This is a genomic window from Mesorhizobium sp. M0664 (assembly GCF_040320565.1).
Classification (GTDB): Bacteria; Pseudomonadota; Alphaproteobacteria; order Rhizobiales; family Rhizobiaceae; genus Mesorhizobium.
In genome coordinates this window covers 37,577-57,286 of record NZ_JAMYPW010000043.1, presented here as the reverse complement: position 1 = coordinate 57,286, position 19,710 = coordinate 37,577, and the positions used below count along the sequence as shown (strand labels likewise).

The 19,710-nt window shown below is 60.1% G+C and carries 10 protein-coding genes and 8 pseudogenes; 2 read left to right on the top strand and 16 right to left on the bottom strand.

Going from position 1 to position 19,710, the window contains the following annotated elements:
- Window positions 1–90: 90 nt before the first annotated feature.
- From NKI39_RS27255 to NKI39_RS27220, 8 genes and pseudogenes are all read right to left on the bottom strand, one after another.
- Window positions 91–527: pseudogene (locus tag NKI39_RS27255) on the bottom strand (IS66 family transposase); the annotation flags it as partial.
- Between the two features lie 286 nt (window positions 528–813).
- Window positions 814–1,873: pseudogene (locus tag NKI39_RS27250) on the bottom strand (IS110 family RNA-guided transposase); the annotation flags it as partial.
- A gap of 147 nt (window positions 1,874–2,020) precedes the next feature.
- Entirely contained in the window at window positions 2,021–2,788 is a 768-nt protein-coding gene (locus NKI39_RS27245) for a class I SAM-dependent methyltransferase (protein WP_352835739.1), read from the bottom strand.
- Window positions 2,789–2,828: 40 nt separating this feature from the next.
- Window positions 2,829–3,204 (bottom strand): annotated as a pseudogene (locus tag NKI39_RS27240) (5-methyltetrahydropteroyltriglutamate--homocysteine S-methyltransferase); the annotation flags it as partial.
- The gene (locus NKI39_RS27235; protein WP_502898617.1) at window positions 3,205–4,308 is read right to left on the bottom strand and encodes an alcohol dehydrogenase family protein; all 1,104 of its coding nucleotides are present in this window, start codon (window positions 4,306–4,308) and stop codon (window positions 3,205–3,207) included.
- A 615-nt stretch (window positions 4,309–4,923) separates the two neighbouring features.
- A complete protein-coding gene (locus NKI39_RS27230) occupies window positions 4,924–5,853 on the bottom strand; it encodes an isopenicillin N synthase family dioxygenase (RefSeq protein WP_352835736.1) in 930 nt (309 codons plus the stop codon).
- Window positions 5,850–6,557: a class I SAM-dependent DNA methyltransferase gene (locus NKI39_RS27225; RefSeq protein WP_352835733.1), complete on the bottom strand. Its 708-nt coding sequence runs from the start codon at window positions 6,555–6,557 to the stop codon at window positions 5,850–5,852. Before NKI39_RS27225 ends, NKI39_RS27230 begins: the two co-directional genes overlap by 4 nt.
- Window positions 6,554–7,873 carry an NAD(P)-dependent oxidoreductase gene (locus NKI39_RS27220; RefSeq protein WP_352835730.1) on the bottom strand — a complete coding sequence of 440 codons (1,320 nt, stop codon included), beginning with the start codon at window positions 7,871–7,873 and terminating at the stop codon, window positions 6,554–6,556. Before NKI39_RS27220 ends, NKI39_RS27225 begins: the two co-directional genes overlap by 4 nt.
- A 335-nt stretch (window positions 7,874–8,208) precedes the next feature.
- On the opposite strand from NKI39_RS27220, the gene NKI39_RS27215 reads away from it, so the two are divergent.
- Window positions 8,209–8,571 carry a transposase gene (locus NKI39_RS27215; RefSeq protein ID WP_352835727.1) on the top strand — a complete coding sequence of 121 codons (363 nt, stop codon included), beginning with the start codon at window positions 8,209–8,211 and terminating at the stop codon, window positions 8,569–8,571.
- A 480-nt stretch (window positions 8,572–9,051) separates the two neighbouring features.
- On the opposite strand, the gene NKI39_RS27210 is transcribed toward NKI39_RS27215, so the two are convergent.
- Both NKI39_RS27210 and NKI39_RS27205 read right to left on the bottom strand, forming a co-directional pair.
- Window positions 9,052–10,158, bottom strand: coding sequence for a mandelate racemase/muconate lactonizing enzyme family protein (locus NKI39_RS27210; RefSeq protein ID WP_352835724.1), 1,107 nt, complete (start codon window positions 10,156–10,158; stop codon window positions 9,052–9,054).
- A 903-nt stretch (window positions 10,159–11,061) separates the two neighbouring features.
- A pseudogene (locus tag NKI39_RS27205) lies at window positions 11,062–11,306 on the bottom strand (integrase core domain-containing protein); the annotation flags it as partial.
- A gap of 78 nt (window positions 11,307–11,384) precedes the next feature.
- Between NKI39_RS27205 and NKI39_RS27200 the strand changes: the two are divergent.
- A pseudogene (locus NKI39_RS27200) lies at window positions 11,385–12,759 on the top strand (IS30 family transposase).
- A 40-nt stretch (window positions 12,760–12,799) separates the two neighbouring features.
- On the opposite strand, the pseudogene NKI39_RS27195 reads toward NKI39_RS27200, so the two are convergent.
- From NKI39_RS27195 to NKI39_RS27170, 6 genes and pseudogenes are all read right to left on the bottom strand, one after another.
- Window positions 12,800–13,478, bottom strand: a pseudogene (locus NKI39_RS27195) (aminotransferase class III-fold pyridoxal phosphate-dependent enzyme); the annotation flags it as partial.
- Window positions 13,478–14,113, bottom strand: a complete 636-nt coding sequence (gene bioD / locus NKI39_RS27190) for a dethiobiotin synthase (protein ID WP_031194973.1) — start codon at window positions 14,111–14,113, stop codon at window positions 13,478–13,480. The pseudogene NKI39_RS27195 and the gene bioD, both read right to left, overlap by 1 nt.
- Window positions 14,114–14,124: 11 nt before the next feature.
- Window positions 14,125–14,834: pseudogene (locus tag NKI39_RS27185) on the bottom strand (aminotransferase class I/II-fold pyridoxal phosphate-dependent enzyme); the annotation flags it as partial.
- Between the two features lie 89 nt (window positions 14,835–14,923).
- Window positions 14,924–15,408, bottom strand: a pseudogene (locus NKI39_RS27180) (radical SAM protein); the annotation flags it as partial.
- Between the two features lie 161 nt (window positions 15,409–15,569).
- Complete coding sequence (gene scpA, locus NKI39_RS27175; protein WP_352835721.1) at window positions 15,570–17,705, bottom strand: methylmalonyl-CoA mutase; 2,136 nt, start codon at window positions 17,703–17,705, stop codon at window positions 15,570–15,572.
- Entirely contained in the window at window positions 17,705–19,708 is a 2,004-nt protein-coding gene (locus NKI39_RS27170; protein WP_352835718.1) for an acetyl-CoA carboxylase biotin carboxylase subunit, read from the bottom strand. The genes scpA and NKI39_RS27170 overlap by 1 nt, the downstream gene beginning before the upstream one ends.
- Window positions 19,709–19,710 lie beyond the last annotated feature (2 nt).

Below are 19,710 nucleotides of genomic sequence, written 5' to 3'. Positions count from 1 at the left end.
GCAAGCTCGAAAGCGCTTGACCTCAACATGCCGAATAGAGAAGTGCTTCAGGACTGCTGCAACCCGGACTTTTTCAACACTATCGGTCTTCAGATGCCGTTCGGGATGTTCCTGCCGCCGATCGCGCGAGGCATAGTAAAGTACCGCCGGCGGCGGTTGCCCGCCGAATGGCCGGTCATCCCTGACATAGGTCCAGATGCGGCCGGTATCGGTCTTGCACTTCGCCAAAATCGGCACTGTGGTGTCGTCTCCATGAAGCCGCTCGGCGGTAAGCACATGCGTCTCGACCAGCGCATGCACCGGCTTCAGCGCCGCGGCACAGGCTCCGACCTGGTCCGCTAGCGTCGACAGGCTGAGGGCGATGCCCTCGCGGGCATAGCGCTCCTTTGTCGGTTCAGCGGCTGGTGCTGGGCGAACTTCTCGAACAGGATCATCGCCAAAAGGTTTGGTCCGGCAAAGCCGCGCGGGGTCACGTGGAAGGGCGCCGGCGGCTGCGTAATCTTCTCGCAGTCGCGGCAGGTAAACTCACATGGGCCCGTCAATGTAGAGTGGGTTCAAAAACGCATGTTCGGCACTCCCATCGATCCAGTATCCAGGCTCGAGCTCAACATCTGACTGGAGCACTTCCACCAGTCCAAACTCACATACGGTCGCCGCTTTTTATCGGCCGCACCAAAATCCCTCTTTCGTAGGCGGAGGCTCGGTAGGACAAAACCCTTCTTCTCGTCGGCGCGTGACGCCATATTCACCCTTCGGTTTGTCCTGTCTGGATCTGCCCGCACCACTGCGGGAGATTGAGGCGATTTTCATCAATCAGGTTGCCTTCAGCTTTGCGCCTTCAATGACCACTCCATGAACGGCATATTTCCAGAGAGCTACAAGAAGCTTTCTTGCCAGCGCGACTATCGCGGTTTTCTTCCCGCCCCCCCCGTTTCGTTGCACGCGCTCCATGAACCATGTGCTGAGGGCCGAATTCGGCTGATCGTGTAGCCATAGCCATGCCAGCTGGATCATGACTGTCCGAAGTCGCGGGTTACCAGCCTTCCCGACACCTTGTTCATGATCTACAGAGCCACTCTGCCAAGGGGTAGGCGCCAGGCCAGCATAGGCAGCGTCTTGGCGGCGATTATCGAAGCTGCGGAAGAGCCCCTCCGACCAGAGAACCGCAGCGACTTCAGCACCAATACCCTTAAGCTGCACGATCATGGACGCCGGGTTTGGCATAGAGTCGCTCGCGACATTGAGCAACGCGTCCCGTTCTGCTTCAACCTCCTTGATCTGTGCGAGGAGGATTTCGAGACGATCAAGTTCCCGTAAAATCTGTGCTTTAACTTGACGTGGCAGCGGGTGTCCGTCGCCCGTTCGCAATTCCTCCAGTCGAGCGCGGCGATTTCGGTAGATCGGTTCGTAGTCGCCAATTCCTTGTGCGAACAGCAAGCCTTTGATCCGGTTTACGTGCAGGATTCTCTCTGCGATCAGCGTCTTTCGCTCTCGGCAGATTCGACGACGATCCTCTTCATCACGAGTGGAACCCTGACCATCGCACACACCCTTGGTTCACCTCGCTTGTAGGCCAGAAGCGTCCGCACCAAGGTTTCCCCATCAATTTTATCGGTCTTCGCCCGCCGATGTTTTCGGGACGTCAGAACCGAAGCAGGATCAACTACCCAGCTTTCTATTCCATTCTTCTCAAGTGTGCGGTGGATTCAGAATCCGTCGAGACCGGCTTCTTGGATGACGACCACGGGGTACGTTTTGCCGGTGCGCGATCGCCCCTTCTGTTGGAGTTCTGCGAGTCTTTTCAGGAGATCCGCAACGTCGCCTCCCAGAACTGAGTGCTTCGCATTTTCTCTCCCCCTCCCGGCGAAAGAGATCCTCACCCGGGGGGGTACCCACGAGACGTAGAGGGTGCATGTTCTGAGGTCGTTTCAAAGAATGGTGGTGTCGGAACGGCGAATGCGAACATGACCATACCGCGATGGGCCATAGCACAGCGGATGACGAACGGGGGGATGCCGCCTTAGGTCGGGCGACGGCCCCTGAGATGGCAGGGGATGAGGCAGCCGGAATCGAGCGCTGCCTGGCGGCCCTTGGCGCTGGCGAGACGGCTCTCGGCCATCTCCGTGCCGACGATCGCCGCAAGCCTCTGGCGTATCGGACCTTCGAGCAGCGCTACCTCCTTGCGGTTGGCCTCCTGCAGTTCGTGGCGGCGATCGGCGATCCCTGGTTCGGCGAAACCCGCGTCGATGAGCGCCTGGAGGGCGTCTGCGGGCGGGGTGAAGGCGAATGTCAATTGCATTTTCGAGAGCCAGGCATGAACGACGGCGCCCTCGGCCGCCCCCTCAGACCAGAGCCAATCCGCGGCAATGAACCAGCTGCCAGGCTTCAGCACGCGGAGAACCTCTGAGTAGACCGCCAGTTTGTCGGCGATGTGCACCATCGCGTCCTTGGAGAAGACCAGGTCGAAGCTGGCATCAGCAAACGGGAGCTTCCCCGTCGTGACCAGCTGGAAGGTGACGCGCCCGGTGAGGCCCTTCTTCGCCGCTAGGTCTCGGGCCAAGTCGATCAGCTGCGGCTCGACATCGATGCCGATGACCGCAGCCGCGCCGTGCTTGGCCGCAAGCAGCACGTCGATGCCGCCTAGGCCGGAACCGATGTCGAGAACGCGGCGGCCGCAAAGGTCGATGCCCTCCAGCATCTGCGCGACCTCCTCCGGCCCGCCCGGCGAAAGGATGCCCTCGCCCCAGATGAATTCCAAGGCATCGGTCAGATTCGCAGGATACTGCATCGTTGGCTCTCCAGTGACGGGAAGGATTGGGATGATTTTGTCGTCCGGCGAGCCCGATCTGCTGGCTGCTCTGGCTGCGCGGGATGTCGTCCCGGACGAAGGACCCGTTGAGGATCGTCACTGGTCCGGTATGCATTCCCCCAACCTTATCCGTCGGCGCCTGTCCACATCGCCACCATGAAAGGGTCATCGGCTGGGGGAGCGAAACGTCGCGATAGATGATCAGCGGGCGGGCAGTGCGTGAGCCGTAGCTCTGCATCCAAGCGTGATCCGTGAAGACGAAGCCCGAAAGTTGTTCGCCGAAACACTGTACCATATCGTTGCGTTCAAATTCGCCATGCATAAGCAACATCGGAGCGGATCTCCTCCTGCCAGCCGACGGCATTTTCCATCTCGCGCTTAATGAAAGCTTCATATCAGACAGTAACGACGATGTTCCCAACGTGGCGCTTTTCCATGAAAGCCTGTTGGGCCTTTGCAAGATCCGGCAGTGTATACTCCGCTGCGAGGAGAGGCCTCAGGAAGCCACGTTCAATCAGATCGACCAATCGCCTTGCTGTTCCCGGCGGCACGATCGTCGCACCGGTCAGTTGAAGATCCTTGTAGATGAGTTGCCTGAGGTCAAAATCGACTATTGGTCCCGAAATGGCGCCGGAACTCGAATAGCGTCCACCGTGTCGCAAGGCGCGGACGAGATGGTCGAAGATACGGCCTCCCACCACGTCGAGCGCCACGTCGACGGCGCCGCCGGCCGCCGTTCGGATCGCCTCGGACATTTCCGGCGTCTCGCGATCGACCACGGCATCGGCGCCAAGCTTCCTCAAAACGCTCGATTTGGACCGTGATGCGATAGCGATGATCCGAGCTCCGCGCAATCGGCATAACTGGATCGCTGCAGTTCCCACGCCCCCGGAAGCGCCGGAGATTACCACGGTTTCTGCCGGCCTCAGGCGCGTGCGCGCCACCAAATTCTCTGCCGTGGCGTAGGCGCAAGGGAACGTTGCGAGTTGGGCGTCGGACAAATCACAGTCAACGCGAAGCGCGTTTTCGGCGCGTATAGTCGTGAATTCAGAAAAGCCTCCGTTGCATTCCGATCCGAAGTAGATGGCGCTCGAAGGATTCATCCAGTGTCCCGAACCGAGAAGCCAAGGATCCACGATGACCCTTTCACCAATCCGAGTAGAACTCACGCCATCACCGACCGCAGCGATCCTGCCCGCCACGTCGGAGCCTTGAATAAGCGGGAAGCTTATCGCAGAGCTTCCCCAACTGCTTGTGTCGAACTGGGCCTCGGCAAATCCGGCGCTTCCGGTAATGGGCGTAATGCCGCCAGTGACACGCTTGGAATACCAAGCCGTGCGCGTATTGATGTCGGCGTTGTTCAAGCCGCATGCGCCGACTTGGATGAGCACTTCTCCGGCGCGCGGCGTCGGAACGGGCCAATCTTCACGATATTCAAGCTTGTCAAGACCGCCGTGACCAGTGAGGATGACGGCACGCATCGATCTCTTCAGATTCATAAGTGCTCCTCAAAGCTTGTCGAGAGCGGCATACCGGCTCGTCGAGAATTCCGTTGCCCGGGCGCCTCCAGGGCGGTCAATATGTCTGGCGCCGTCCAGGAACCGGATCGAGGCGAGGTGATGGCTAAGCCAACTCGCCAGCGGTTTCCTGGTCGCATGATGTCCATTGTTCGATTGCGCGCAAGGATCGCACCCTAGCACTGCATGTACAGGCGGAATATCGGGGTTTTCGGGAAGAACGTTGGGTTGCCCGGTTTCCTGGCGAGGGCGATCTGCCACCGCAAAGCCCGTCAGGAGAGCTATTGCGATCACGACCGCACCGTGAACATCTACCAAAGCGGCAAATCGCCGCTTATTAGCCACGGGCGCGCCCTGGGCCACCCTGAAAAAGCTGGCGAGCATCACAAAGCCTATGGCCTTCGACCTCCTTTGGGTCCCATAGGAAGGTCGGGGGCCTGTTGAGCGTCGCAGGGTCTCATTCATACGTCAGAACCTTCGTGGTATTGCGCGCGGCTGCGGGACGATTAGCTTCTGTGAGTGTTCTTCCAGCGGACGCTGGACGCTCAGGAGGTGAGTCGTCGCCACAGTTTGTGCGAGCTTGAGAATCCGAACGACTTACTGCAACTCGCGCGCACGTCCGGCGCCATTCCCAGTTTCCCAGATCGAGTCGAAATTGCGCAACATCACTTCCGCAACGCTGAAGGTTTGCTTTCCTTGACGGGAAGTCAGGCGAGCGTCGATGTCGGGATAGATAAAGAAGGGAAGGGAAATTCGTTCGGTCGGACCAGTGTGCACGACCTGATGGGGCGTGCTCTTGAATCGGTCGTCGCTCAAGGCTTGAAGCATGTCGCCCAGATTGACAACGAGACTGTCGGGCAAGCTCGGCGCCGGCACCCAGCTCCCCCCGAACCACACCTGCAAGGAGCGCATGGGGAGTTCCTCCTGCAGCAGCAGCGTAAAGAACCCGTTGTCGGTATGCTTTCCGGCCGTGCCGCCAGTAGACGGATACCGGATCACGCGTTGCAGGACCGTCGGCGGGTTGAAATGGCGTTGGAACCAGCCCTCTTCCATGTCGAGCAGGTGGGCCAGCGCGATCCCGAGCTGCGGCACGACGTCATTGACCACGGTAGCCTGCAAAGCAAGCAGGCTTTGAGCGAAACCAGGAGCCAACGCGTCATCCGGAAGGCGTGTGCAACCTGCAAACGGACGCCGGTCGCCTTCGTTCTCAATTCCGAGGTCGAACATTTCTTTCGGATCGGGGCCGGCCTCGGGATGTAGCACCTCTCCGTACAAGGGACTGTATCCACGGGCAGTAGCAGGGTACACGTCTTGGGCAGAGTGACCGAAACGTTCCTTTGTCGACTGTGGCAACGCGAAGAACCGCCGGGAGGCCTGGATCGCTTCTGCGATCTGTTCTTTCGGGATTCCGTGCTCAAGGTAGAAGAACCCGTAGTGCTCGCAGGCCAGGCGCAAGCGCTCGCATTCTTCATGTCGCGTTGCATCGGATGACAGTTTCGCCAGTGAGATTTGCGGTAGCGTGGTCATAGCTGCTCCTCCGTTGGTGCGTTGGCGTTAGGGGTCGCCTGGAAAACCCAATAATGTGCGCCCTCCTCCGCGATGTATTTAGCGTCGTTTAGACACTGTACCGTCACAAGGACGCCCGCATCCTGCAGACGCCTTACCTCCTTTTCAAAGGATGTGGCCTCCGCATAGCTCTTGCGGGTGCTTACGATTACGAATCCATTTGGGCGCGTCACGCGCGCGAGTTCGCGCAGTGCGTCCGGTCGGATGTGCCCGAGCGTGAAGACGCCGCAGCAGATGGTGATGTCATAGCTCGCGCTGGCGTGGTCTGAGAGCGGCCCGTTAAGGTCGACATCGCCTTGGACATGGCGGTAGACGCGGGTTTGCCGGGCTTTTTCCGCCATTTCCTGGGAGAGGTCGATCCCGTCGATCAACCGGAAGCCGAGGCGTTTCAGTTCCACGCCGACGAGGCCCGTTCCGCAGCCAGCGTCCAGGATTGCAATGGCAGTTCGCTCGCTGGCCAAGTAGGCCGTCTGCACGGCACCCGCCAGTTCAGCCACGATCATCGGTCCGCAGTACCCGTCGCGGCCGACATCCAACTCGTAGGAACTGGCCCATCCGCGATAGAAGTGAGCCAAGCGACCGATGTCACCATCGAGGGCATGGGAATCCTTGATGCGCTTTCGCGCAGCTTGCTCCAGTATCGTCTGCTGCTCGCGGGTGTTCATGACAGTTCCTCCGTACAGGGGCAGATGAGATGCGGTATAGTCGTCGGCGGCGCAGAGGCTGCGGCTGGATCTACAAGCTGTTCGTTGTCGTACTGCCCATTATGGCTGTCCGACCAAGCGGAAGCGCCTACGCTCCAGGTGATCGCGTCGTAAATCAGGACGTCGCTCAGGCCCATGCCCCGACCGAGATCAAACGCCTCGTTGAGGATCAGGCGATTGACGTGAGTGAGCTCGCCCACCAGAGACTTGAGCAACCCAATCTGGACATCGCTAAGCGGAACGTCTTCGAGCGGAAACACATGCTCGCGCTTCGGTTTGATCCGTCCGACGGGGTCGGTCAGGAATTCTTGGTCAGGCGGATACCCAGGGTCGGCACCGTATTTGGAGGGCGCGCGATAGCCCGGCACTTGCAGTCGAACGCCGAAGCCCACCTCCGCCAGCTCGATGACTCTCAGGTGGCTGTCGTATCGGTCGAACTTCCGTGCCGCCTCGCTGTACCGCTTTTCGACCGCCCGCCCGATCGGCAGTCCCACGCCGAGTTCGTCGGCCAATTGGACAGTCAGGCCCACATCCTTCACTGTGATCTCTAGGGTGCAGGATGGATCGTAGCTGCCATCCAGGAGAAACGGAGCGAACTGCTCGATTGCAACGGAGTTCGCGGACGAGCCGACAAACTTGCGCCACGCCTGCTGCGCTGGAACGCCCTCGCGCACGCTTCGGCAGAGCGCGTGGCCGCTCGCAACGGCTGCAGCGTAGAAAAGTAAGTTCGTCAGTAATTTGACCGACTGGCCCTGACCGATGTCTCCGACATGGAAGGATATGGCTCCCATGGTTTGCAACACCGCCTCGCAACGCACATAAGCCTCCGTTGGCCCGCCAACAAAGAAGCTTACATTGGCAAAATCGACGCCCATATGGGACAAGTTGCTGACGGGCGCTTCTAGCGAATACACGCCAATTGCTGCGGCCCGGCGGGCGATCTCGATCGTGTTGTGGTAGTCGGTGGTGGACATGTCGATCCACACGCTACCCGGTGGCATTCCGGCCAAGGCGCCTTGCTCGCCCGTCATGTTGTCAAAGACGTCCTGTGGCAGCGGCAGGCAACTGATGACAATGCCGCAATCGCGGGCCGCGTCGCGCGGTACGTCATGCCACCGGGCTCCCTTTTCGACCACGTCTTTCGCGGCCGTGGGCTTGATGTCGTAGACGTCTACCGGATAGCCGGCGTCGAGGAGCTTGGCGATCATCGGTCGCCCCATGCTGCCAGTGCCAATGAATCCGATGCGTTCGACGTCGCGGAATAGAGCGGTGTGCACGGCACCTCCTCCAGCCTCTAGAGCGGATACGGACCTTCTTTTTACAAGTAAGTCAGACTGTACCCATCTATAGGTACCTATCAGTAAATGTATAGGTACCTATCAGTAAATCTTTTAATACCACGGTAAATGAACATCGAGCGGATTCGTGGCGAAAATTGGGCGATACAAATAACGTTATATTGAGTTATTATTACCTTTCATTCATCGTCAATTAACAACCAGAAAATGTAAGATTCACAGTTTTTCAAAACCGAAGTCCGGAGAGGGCCTATGTGAGGATGATTCGGTTGGCGGATTTAGGCTTGCGGGATTAGAATCGATTGGGATGCCTTGTGTGGCACCGATCCGAGAAGGAAGAGTGGTCCAAACCGCGCCAGCGACAGACGCGATCATCCGCGCAGTTTGAGGACCTAACGGCCGAGGAGTGGACCCTGATTGAGCCGCGGATCCCTCCGCGCAGACGGGACGGCGGCAAGCGGCGGCTGAACATACAGGAGGTGGTCAACGGACTGATGTATGTTCTGTCGACCGGCTGCAGCGGCACGCAATCCCGAAGGATCTTCCGCCACTCTCGTCGGTTTACGGCAATTCGACCTATAGACCTGAGAGCACAAGTTCGACCTCAACCTTTATGCACTCTACGTCGCTGCCGGGAGCAGGTGGAGCGTGTAGTTTCCCGTCGCCGCCATCATTGAGAGCGTCAAAACCGCATGGCGATGATGCGGACAAAAGATCAAGGCAAGAGCAGCATATTGTCGTCGACACCCATGGGCCTGATGTAGCCCCTCTTCCATGCCGCCAACGTTCGGACCGCGACGGCGGCCCGATGGTGATCCGGATCTTGTTCGGGTTCTGGCCCTTCCTGCTCAAGCTCCGGGGCCGAAAAAGGTCGTCGACAAAGTGAAAGTCGAGATCGTCAAGCGGTCAGAACAGACCAAGGCTTCGTCGACTTGGCGAAAACTCTGCAATCCACTCTTAGACGGCTTGGAGCTTTGCGGCCTGGATCCCAAGGACATCAAAAGGCGCACAGCATGGTACTGAGGTTCTTTCCCGCCACTCATGAAATAGGTTCCAGGCTCGGCCATACGACCGGAACTTGAGTGTACCGAATCCACCGTACCCGGTTAGCACCACGGCCCGCATGCTCGTCGGCAAGCTCATAGTGTCTTCCTTTGTTACTTGAAAACTGATGCCGGCGCCCCGAGTGCGGCGACGTCCGGCTCCACGCCAAGTCCCGGCGCTGTCGGCGGCGCAGCAAAACCATTGACATTCCTTGCTCCTTGGTCGGGAACGGGGTCGACCGCAAGGTGATGATGGCATAGCCAGCTGGCCAACCTGTTGGCGACAGGCGTCGATGATGCGAGATGGACTGCCGCAGTATCTGCCAACGCCGAACCTCCAACCTCCTCAATGTGCATCTGCCAACCCACGGAGACACCGAAATCCCGAACCCGCCTAGCCTTCGTCAGACCGCCCACTCGGTTGGGCTTCACTTTGGCGCCCTGAAAGGAATCTAAGCGCCAAGCCTGCAGGTGGTCCTCAAAAGAATGAAGGCACTCATCAAGTATGATCGGCTGTTTTACTCGTCGAGCAACCTGAGCGCATTGCTGCACCGTCTCGCAAGGCTGTTCTATCCAGCCGCGTAGGGACACGTTGTTCAGTACCTGGAGTGCAACCGCCGGGAACCAGGCGCGGTTCACGTCGTAGGTAACCTTCTCGTCCGGTTTCAGCGCAGCTTCAATCGCCTGAATACGCGCAATATCCGCGAGGGGATCGCTACCTCCTATCTTGGCAGAGTGTGTACGATACCCCTCTGAATACGCATCTCTTATGAGTGCGATCATCTCGTCGGTAGTGCCGGTGGAAATCGAAGAGTTAACTGCGACCGGATCTGCATCAGTTCCACCGAGCAATCGCCATAGCGGCATGCCGGTGACTTTCCCCATGATGTCCCAGCAGGCCATATCGATGGCCGACTTCACATATAGATGACCGGGGAGCGCCATATCCATTGTTCGGTTGATCGCTTCAAGCGACCTCGGGTCCTGCCCCAGCAATGACGGCGCTAGTGTTGCGATACCCGCCCTGATCCCTGGACTATGGGCGGGTAGATAGGTGTTGCCCCAAGGGCAGCCTTCCCCCCAACCAGAGACATCCGAATCGGTATCAACTCTCACAAAGGTGCTGTCGAGTTTTTCGAACTTCAGGCGGCCACCGGACAGCCAATAGGGCTTTGTCAGTGGCAGGTCGAGTTGCCAAATCGTAATACCGGTGATCTTCATAAACTTGCGCTCCTCTAGAACTTACTTGGCAACCCGAAAACACTCCAAAGCTTGCGGACAGGCAGAAAATACCCATCATATGTGTTGCCGCTCGGGCCAGGACGACGGCGCAACGCCGACCGGCAAAGCCGATGGCATCGCGCCACGGACATTGTTCGTTGCAGCAAAGAAGGTCGGCTCTGGCGAGCAGCCGGACGTGTGGCACAACCCACTCACGATGCAGACCCAGAATCTCCGCTGGCTCGGAGAAAGTTAGGTCCGCATGCGCGGCAAAGGCCCAGGATTCGAAGGCGATCAAGATGCGCTGCCGTCCGTAGGCGACTGACCAGTGTGGTCATGGGTCAACATCAGCCCAGATGGAAAGACTGGAAACCCGTCCTACCGACTTTTTCATTGGGCGTTCTCCGCAGATGCTACAGCTTTCGAAGGGAATTTCGGTGTTGGTATCCGAGCGACCAGACATTGGCGGCTGTCGTGAGAGTAAGAATGTGCTTGTTCTGGCTGACCGTGACTGTGTCGGAATAACCCACATAAGCGCTCTTGCCATTGCCTTTACGCATTACGACTTTGATCTACTCTACTGGCCTCACATGGGGTGAGCATACCATTCACGGCTGTTTGGATTTGCTAAGAGTCTATGATTTTCTTTGAAGGAGTTGTTGCAGCGCTCCACGCGAATTAGCGAGGAGATAATCAGGTGGCTCGATTGGCGAACTGCTTCGCCAGGCAGGGTTCGGATTAGAAGCGGTGGCGAGCAGACCGCCCTGGGAAACACCTCATTCGGGTCACGACCGAATGCGTATTCCGGTGATGCCGGACGGCTATTCTAATCTGAAGCCGGACAGGTATGGAGTGCACCCCCAGATTGAGACAAGGAAAATCACGGACACCTCCCGTGTTAAGCTAAGCAGCCTTTTCCATCTGTCGCCAGCGTGAATGCGTCTGTTCGTATTCCTCCGGACTGAGATAGTCGAGCGCCGAATGCAGGCGCCCCGTGTTGTAAACGGTCTCTATGAAAGCGCCGATTTGCTTGCGGGCATCATCTGCATCCCTATAGGCGAGACCTTGCACCTCTTCCTGTTTTCAGGTTTTCATGAAACTCTCCGCCTTCGCATTGTGTCGTAAGGATTGCCGACACGGCTCATGCTCGCCGGATACTGTGAACAAGCAGAAGTTCGGAGAGGCCCGCAAGCGTATTGGGCGGATTCAAGCAGTCGTCGCAACACCTGAACGAAGGAGGTTGCGATGGGCATCGAAAGCGACGATCACACCGTTCTGGGCGAGCGCCGTTGCCGTCACTGGGACGGCCGCCAGTTGCGGGGCGATCTGAACTCAACGATTCTGACTGGGGATAGCGCAGGGGATGACCAGCGAGGATGCTGCGCTCGCGGCTGGTATGTCGCAGCCTGTTGGAACCAGATTGTTCCGACAGGTGGGCGGCATGGCACCAGCGATGTTCAGATCTTCGACCAAGCCGCCGTCCGGGCGGTACCTCTCGTTTGCGGAACGTGAGGAGATCGCACTTCTTCGCATCAGGGTCTTCGAGACGCGAGATCGGACGCCGACTTGGCCGATCCGCCTCGACCATCTCCCGTGAGCTACGACGCAATGCTGCGACGCGCAGCGGCGGCATGGACTATCGTGCATCGACTGCCCAATGGCACGCTGACCGTTCGGCCCATCGGCCCAAACTGACCAAGCTTGCGCTCAACACGACGTTGCGCACTTATGTGGAGCAAGACTGGCCGGCGTCGTCATGACCACGAGTGGTGCCGCCGTTCCTGGTCCCACCGTTCTGTGGAAGCCGCCGGCATGGCCCGCGAAAGGATCGGCGATGGGCCAGGGCCTGGAGTCCGGAGCAGATTGCCCGACGCCTGCCGATCGACTTCCCGGACGACAAGACGATGCGTATCAGCCACGAAGCCATCTACATACACGTCCTGTTCGCAAGCCATCAACTCGCGGCGCAGCACTCCGCGGCCCTGAACGAAGAGGGACTGAGGTCCCCAGGGCGCGCTACGTAGGCGAGGCAAGGGCTTTGTCTCGCCGGAGATCATGATCAGTCAGCGTCCCGCCGAAGCGGACGATTGAGCGGTGCCGGGTCACTGCGAGGGAGACCTCATCCTTGGTCTTGGCAGCTCGGCGATCGGCACGCTGGTCGAGCGGATGACGCTTCACGATGTTAGCATCTTCCCCGGCTTGTGGGCATGGCGAAGCCGCGCGGATGAAGAATGGGCCTGCTCTCGCGGGACACGGAGCTGAAGCGGTGCGCGATGCGATTACGCGCACCATCATCACCTTGCCCGAAGAGCTGGGTCGTTCGCTGACTTGGGACCAGGGAGCCGAAATGGCTCAGCCCCACCATCGGCTCAAGATCGATGCGGGTATCCAAGTCTACTTCTGCGATCCGCAAAGCCCCTGGCAGCGGGGCACCAACGAGCACACCATGGGCTGCTGCGTCAGTACTTCCCGAAAGGCACCGACCCGAGCGTCCACAGCGCCGACGAGATCGCCGCCGCGGCCGCGGCTCTCAATGCCCGACCAAGAAAAACCCTGGGCTGGAAAACCTCGGCAGAGGCCCTTGACGAGTTGCTGGGTTGAGTGAACAAAATCGGTGTTGCGGCGACTGCTTGAATCCGCCCAGCGTGCCGGAGGTCTCGGCGGTCTTCTTCAATTCGGCCAGAACCCAGGCCGGATATATCAGCATGCCGCCGGCGCCGAGCACCAGCGGCTCGACAATCAGCGGCGGCGCGCCGGTCGCGGCTGACGGCCTCGAAGCGATCCAGCGTATTCTGCTCGCGGCCGGCGGCCGGGAAGGGAATGGTGTCGACCTCGAACAGCAAGGGTTCGTAGGCGGCGTTGAACACGCCGCGGGCGCCGACGCTCATCGTGCCGATGGTGTCGCCATGATAGCTGTGCTCCATAACGGCGATGCGCGAGCGCGGAGCGCCGGTGTTGCGGAAATAGCCGAGGGCCATCTTCAGCGCGACTTCGACGCTGGTCGAGCCGCTGTCGGAATAGAACACCCAGTCGAGTCCGGCGGGAGCGAGTCCGACAAGCGCCTTGGCCAAGCATTCGGCAGGCTCGTGCGTGAAGCCCGCGAAGATGATCTGGTCGAGGCTCGAGGCGGTCGTCTCGATTGCCTTCATAATGCGGGGATGGCGGTGGCCATGTGTGACGACCCACCAGGAGGAAATGGCGTCCAGGATGCGCGCGCCATTGGCTTTGTGGAGATAGGCGCCTTCAGCCAGGACGATTTCAGGAATCGCCGGCTCGAGCGCGTGCTGGGTGAAGGGATGCCACACACGGGATTGCGGCATTATCCGCCTCCGGCAATCAAAGCGAGGTCGAAGCCGGCAATCATCGCTTGTCTCAGCGTTTTGTCCGTCAGCGGATCGAGGTGCGGCAGCCTGCCGAGTTGCGGCACGTCGCCGAATTCCACGATCGTCCGTTGCGTATCGGTCATCTCATCGCCGATGAAGGCGATGCCAGCCAGCGGGATAGCGCGCGCCCGCAGGGCTTCGATCGACAGCAGGGTGTGATTGATTGTTCCGAGCGCGGTGCGGGCGCACAGAATGACCGGCAACTGCCATTGCTCGAATATGTCGATGAACCTTGTCCGGCGGTTCAGCGGCACCATCAGCCCGCCGGCGCCTTCGATGACGAGCGGTGTCGGCAGGACCGGAAACGAAAGATCGGCAGCCTCGATCGAAACGTCGTCGATTTCGGCCGAACGATGCGGCGAAAGCGGGCTCTTCAAGCGGTAGGCTTCCGGCAGCACGCGCCCCGACGGCAGCCCGGCAAGTCGCGCAACCGCCTCGCTGTCGGTCTCGCCGTCGAGGCCCGATTGCACCGGCTTCCAGTAGAAACCGTCAAGCAGGCCGGCAAGCCCGGCCGAAAACACCGTCTTGCCAATTCCGGTGTCTGTTCCGGTGATGACGATGCGCTTGGTCATGTCGCCTCCGGTCATGTCTGGGCCAACACCTCGACGAGCGCCTCGAGCATGGCGGAAATGTCGGCTTCGCCGATATTGAGCGTCAGTGAGATGCGCAGCCGCGACGTGCCCTCGGGTACGGTCGGCGGACGAATGCCGCGTATGTCGAAGCCGCGGGCCTGCAGGCGCGCCGCCACTGCCATGGTGCGCCTGACATCGCCGATCACCAAGGGCTGGATCTGAGAGCCACTTGGTATCACGCCGCAGCGATCGACAATCGGCGGCCGGCGCTGGCGACGCGTTCCTGCAGCTGGATACTGCGCATGGGCTCGTCGGACAGAATAGCCAGCGCCTCACGCGCCGCGACCGCCATCAGCGGCGATGGCGCGGTGGCGTAGATGAAGGGCCGGCACCGGTTGATGAGATAGTCGCACAGTGTCCTCGGTCCGGTGACAAGCGCGCCGGATGCGCCGAGCGCCTTGCCGCAGGTGTGGAGTGCGACGATGTTGTCGCGGCCTTGGTACGCGGCGGCCAGACCCCGGCCGTCCGGTCCCCAGACGCCGGTGGCATGCGCCTCGTCGATGACGATGAATGCCTCATGCCGATCGGCGAGCGCGACGAGGCTATCCATCGGCGCACGGTCGCCATCCATGCTGGAGAGGCTTTCAACCGCGATCCAGACGCATCCCATGCCGCCTTCGGCGCGCCAGCGGGTGATCGTGCCCTCCACAGCGTTGACGTCGCCTCTTCGCCCATGCCACCATCCCGAAAGCGTTCCGATCAATATGCTTATCCCGATCGCCGGCACCCCGCTTGCCGAAGCCAAGCCGGATTGGCCAGCGTCACCAGCATATCGATCCGGTCGAGTGCCCGCCGCAGCAGACCTTGATGCCGGGTTGGCGAACGTGCTCGAGCGTCTCGAGCCGCTCGGCAAAGCTCCGCGTGCTGATGATCTCGCTGTAGTACCGTTCCGACGTATCGATACTGTGGTTGTAATAGTCGAGACCCGCCTGTTTCAGATGAGCCGCCTGCTCAAGATCGAGCATGCCGAGAGTCATACAGGTTTCCATGCCGAGCGCTTTGACGCCTTCGACCATCGCCACCACTGCATCCATGTCGCGCGCCTTGGGGTTTCGCAAGGCCGCGCCCATGCAATATCGGGTGGCGCCGGCATCACGCGCCTTGGTCGCCTCCGCGATGACGCGCCTGACCTCCATCAGCTTGGACGCCTTCAGGCCGGTTTCGTGATGCGCCGACTGGCTGCAATAGCCACAATCCTCCGGGCACCCGCCCGTCTTTATGCTCAGAAGCCGGCTTTGGAGTTAAGTTTCAATCCACTCACTATCATTTCCTACCTATAGCGCAGTCCGGTCTTTCGGTCGCGGTTCCGTTCGTCGATCATTGATGACCGGTGCACCATGTATTTCCAAGTCTCGGGAATTCGCCGCGTCATCTAAGGGTGTAAAGACAAGACTGTTCATTGATTGCGACGCCTTCCTTCCAGGAGATCGACGACCGCACGCGCGGCATCCAAAATGTGTGTTCCAGGGCCGAATACGGCGGCGACCCCATGGTCCGTCAGGAACTGATAATCCTGCCGCGGCACCACCCCACCGCACACAACGATGATGTTTTCGCCGCCTCTCGCCTTCAGGGCCTCCACGAGCTGCGGCAGTAATGTCTTGTGTCCGGCCGCCAGCGACGACGCGCCGACGACATGAACACGAGAAGCCACCGCCATGCTTGCTGCTTCCTCCGGTGTTTGGAAAAGCGGGCCGGCGACCACATCGAAGCCGAGATCGCCAAACGCCGATGCAATCACTTTGGCGCCCCGGTCATGGCCATCCTGGCCGAGCTTGGCCACCATCAGCTTCGGCCGGCCGCCAAGCGAGACGGAAACGTCCCTGATGCGGGACGTTAGGGTTTGGTATTCCGGCTCATTCTGGAAGGCGGCGCCGTAAACCTCCGAGGTCACCTCAGGAACGGCCACGTGATCGCCGAAGGCGCTACGCAGAGTGTCGGAAATCTCCCCCACCGTCGCGCGAGCGCGCACCGCTTCGACGGCTGCTTGGAGTATATTGCCCTTGCTGCTGGCCGCGGTCTGACCAAGCGCGGCAAGGGCTGCGTCGACGTGCTTGGGGTCGCGCTGACGCTTTGTTTGTTCGAGACGACGGATCTGCGCCTCGCGCACCGCCGCATCTATTTCGAGAACGTCGATCAGGGCCTCGCTTTCCAGCCGATACTTGTTGACGCCGACGATCACCTCCTCGCCGAGATCGATCGCCGCCTGGCGCCGGGTCGCCGCCGTCTCGATCAGGCGTTTTGGCAGGCCCTCAATGACGGCCTTGGTCATGCCCCCGATGGCCTCGATTTCCTCGATAAGCGCCCACGCCTTATCAGCAAGTTCGGCGGTCAGGCTTTCGACGTAATAGGAGCCGGCCAGCGGGTCGACGACCTTGGTCACGCCGGTCTCGTGCTGAAGGATAAGTTGCGTGTTTCGCGCAATGCGCGCCGAAAACTCAGTCGGCAGTGCGATCGCCTCATCGAAGGAATTGGTGTGAAGTGACTGCGTGCCACCGAGCACCGCGGCCAACGCCTCATAAGCGGTGCGCACGATGTTGTTGTAGGGGTCCTGCTCCTGCAGCGAAACGCCCGATGTCTGGCAGTGGGTGCGCAGCATTAGCGATGAAGGCTTCTTCGGTTGGAACTCGTCCATGATACGCGACCACAGAAGTCTCGCTGCCCGCAGCTTGGCGGCCTCCATGAAGAAATTCATGCCCACCGCAAGGAAGAACGAGAGCCGTCCGGCAAAATCGTCGACGTCGAGGCCTTTCTTCAACGCCGCGCGGACATATTCGCGCCCATCGGCCAGCGTGAAGGCGAGTTCCTGCACCAGCGTCGCGCCGGCCTCCTGCATGTGATAGCCGGAGATGGAGATCGAGTTGAACTTCGGCATCTCCTTTGCGGTGTACTCGATGATATCGGCGACGATGCGCATCGAGGGTTCGGGCGGATAGATGTAGGTGTTGCGGACCATGAACTCCTTCAGGATGTCATTCTGGATGGTCCCGGAGAGCTCGCCGCGCGGGCAGCCTTGTTCCTCGCCGGCGACGATGAAGCAGGCAAGGATCGGAATGACCGCACCGTTCATGGTCAGGGATACGGAAATGTCCTTGAGCGGTATGCCCTCGAACAGGATCTTCATGTCCTCGACGGTATCGATTGCTACGCCAGCCTTGCCGACATCGCCGACAACACGCGGATGGTCGCTGTCATAGCCGCGATGCGTGGCGAGATCGAAGGCAACCGACACGCCCTGCTGGCCGGCGGCGAGCGCCTTGCGGTAGAAGGCGTTCGACTCCTCCGCCGTCGAAAACCCGGCATACTGCCGGATCGTCCACGGCCTGCCGGCATACATCGTGGCACGCGGTCCGCGGACGAACGGTTTCAGCCCGGGCAGTGAACCGAGATGGCCGACCTGCTCGAGATCCTCGGCCGTGTAGAGCGGTTTGATGTCGATGCCCTCGGGCGTGCGCGAGACGAGGGTGTCGGGCGGTACCTTTAGCTCCCGCTCGGCAAGAGTGCGCCAGTCAGTGCGTTTGGGATCGGCCATTATTCGAACTCCAGAATGGGCTCGTCGACGGCCATGCTTGCCCCCGCCTTAGCCGCGATCCGTTTGACGACGGCCCGCCGTTCGGCGCGCAGGACATTCTCCATCTTCATCGCCTCGACGGTGGCGAGCACCTGTCCGGCCTCGACCGACTCGCCTTCGGATACGTCAATTGCGGTGACCACACCGGGCATCGGGCAAAGCAGCAGCTTGGAGGTGTCCGGCGGCTGCTTCTTCGACATCAACCGCGCCAGTTCGGCGATAGGTGGGCTGCGTACGTGGACGACAATATCCATTCCGCGCCAGCGCAGTCGGTAGCCGGTTCCTGACCGCGATGTTTTGAGCGAGGCGGTTTCAGCGCCAATTTGAAATTGTGCTATATGCCGTCCCGGCAGCCAGTCGCTTGCAACACTCAGAACCGAACCGTCGTCGAATGACACCGCGGTTGCGTCTTCCTGATTGCACACGGCGACGGCAAAGCCGTGGTCGCCAAGCGTGACGATCCAATCGCTGGAGACTTTGCGACGATGATTGTCCATGGCCCCGGAGATCAGGACATTACGGTGCTGGAGTTTCCAGTTGATGTGTGTCGCGACCGCCGCGAGCTTGCGCTCATCCTCATCGGTTGGGATCACACCGGCGAAGCCGTCCGGAAACTCCTCGGCGATAAAGGCTGTACTCAGCCGCCCCTGCCGAAAGCGGGGATGATCCATGACAGCGGCGAGAAACGGCAGGTTATTGCCGATGCCATCCACTTCGAAATCATCCAGGGCCGCGCCCATGGCATTGATTGCGCCTAGCCGATCGGGGGCCCAGGTGCAAAGCTTGGAGATCATGGGATCATAATGCATCGAGATGTCCGAGCCCTCGACCACCCCGGTATCATTGCGGATGAGCGAGCCATCCGCACCTGCACCCTCAGCGGGCGGCCGGTAGCGTGTCAGACGACCGATCGAGGGCAGGAAATTGCGATACGGGTCTTCGGCATAGAGCCGGCTTTCGATCGCCCAGCCGTTCAGCTTTATATCCTCTTGGGCGAAGCGCAGCTTCTGGCCGGCGGCGACGCGGATCATTTCCTCGACCAGATCGATGCCGGTCACAAGTTCTGTGACCGGATGCTCGACCTGAAGCCGGGTGTTCATCTCGAGGAAGTAGAAGTTGCGGTCGCGATCGACGATGAATTCAACGGTACCTGCCGAGTGGTAGCCAACCGCCTTGGCTAGAGCGACGGCCTGCTTACCCATCGCCTGCCGTGTCGCTTCGTCGATGAACGGGGAGGGGGCCTCCTCGATGATCTTCTGGTTGCGGCGCTGGATCGAGCATTCCCGCTCGCCGAGGTAGACAATGTTGCCATATTGATCGCCGAGCACCTGGATTTCGATGTGACGTGGCGCGGTGACGAATTTCTCGATGAAGATCCGGTCGTCGCCAAAGGCGTTCTTCGCCTCGTTTCGCGAGGACTGAAAACCCTCTCGCGCCTCGACGTCGTTCCAGGCGACGCGCATGCCCTTGCCGCCGCCGCCAGCGGATGCCTTGATCATGACAGGAAAGCCAATCTCGCTGGCGATACGCACCGCTTCCTCTGCGTCCTCGATCAGGGCCATATGGCCGGGCACCGTGGAGACACCGGCGCATGCCGCGATCTTCTTGGAGGTGATCTTGTCGCCCATCGCTTCGATGGCGATAGGCGAGGGGCCGATGAAGGCCACGCCCTTGGCTTTGAGCGCATCGGCGAAATTCGAATTCTCGGACAGGAAGCCGTAGCCTGGATGAACCGCATCAGCGCCAGTGGCAGCGACGGCATCGAGGATGTTTGCAATGCGAAGGTAGGACTGAGCCGAGGCGGCGGGACCGATATGGACCGCCTCATCGGCTTGCCGAACGTGCAAGGCGTCTCGGTCAGCGTCGGAATAGACGGCGACCGTGGCTATGCCAAGCCTCTGCGCCGTTTTGATCACCCGGCACGCGATCTCGCCACGATTGGCAATCAGGATCTTCTTGAACATTT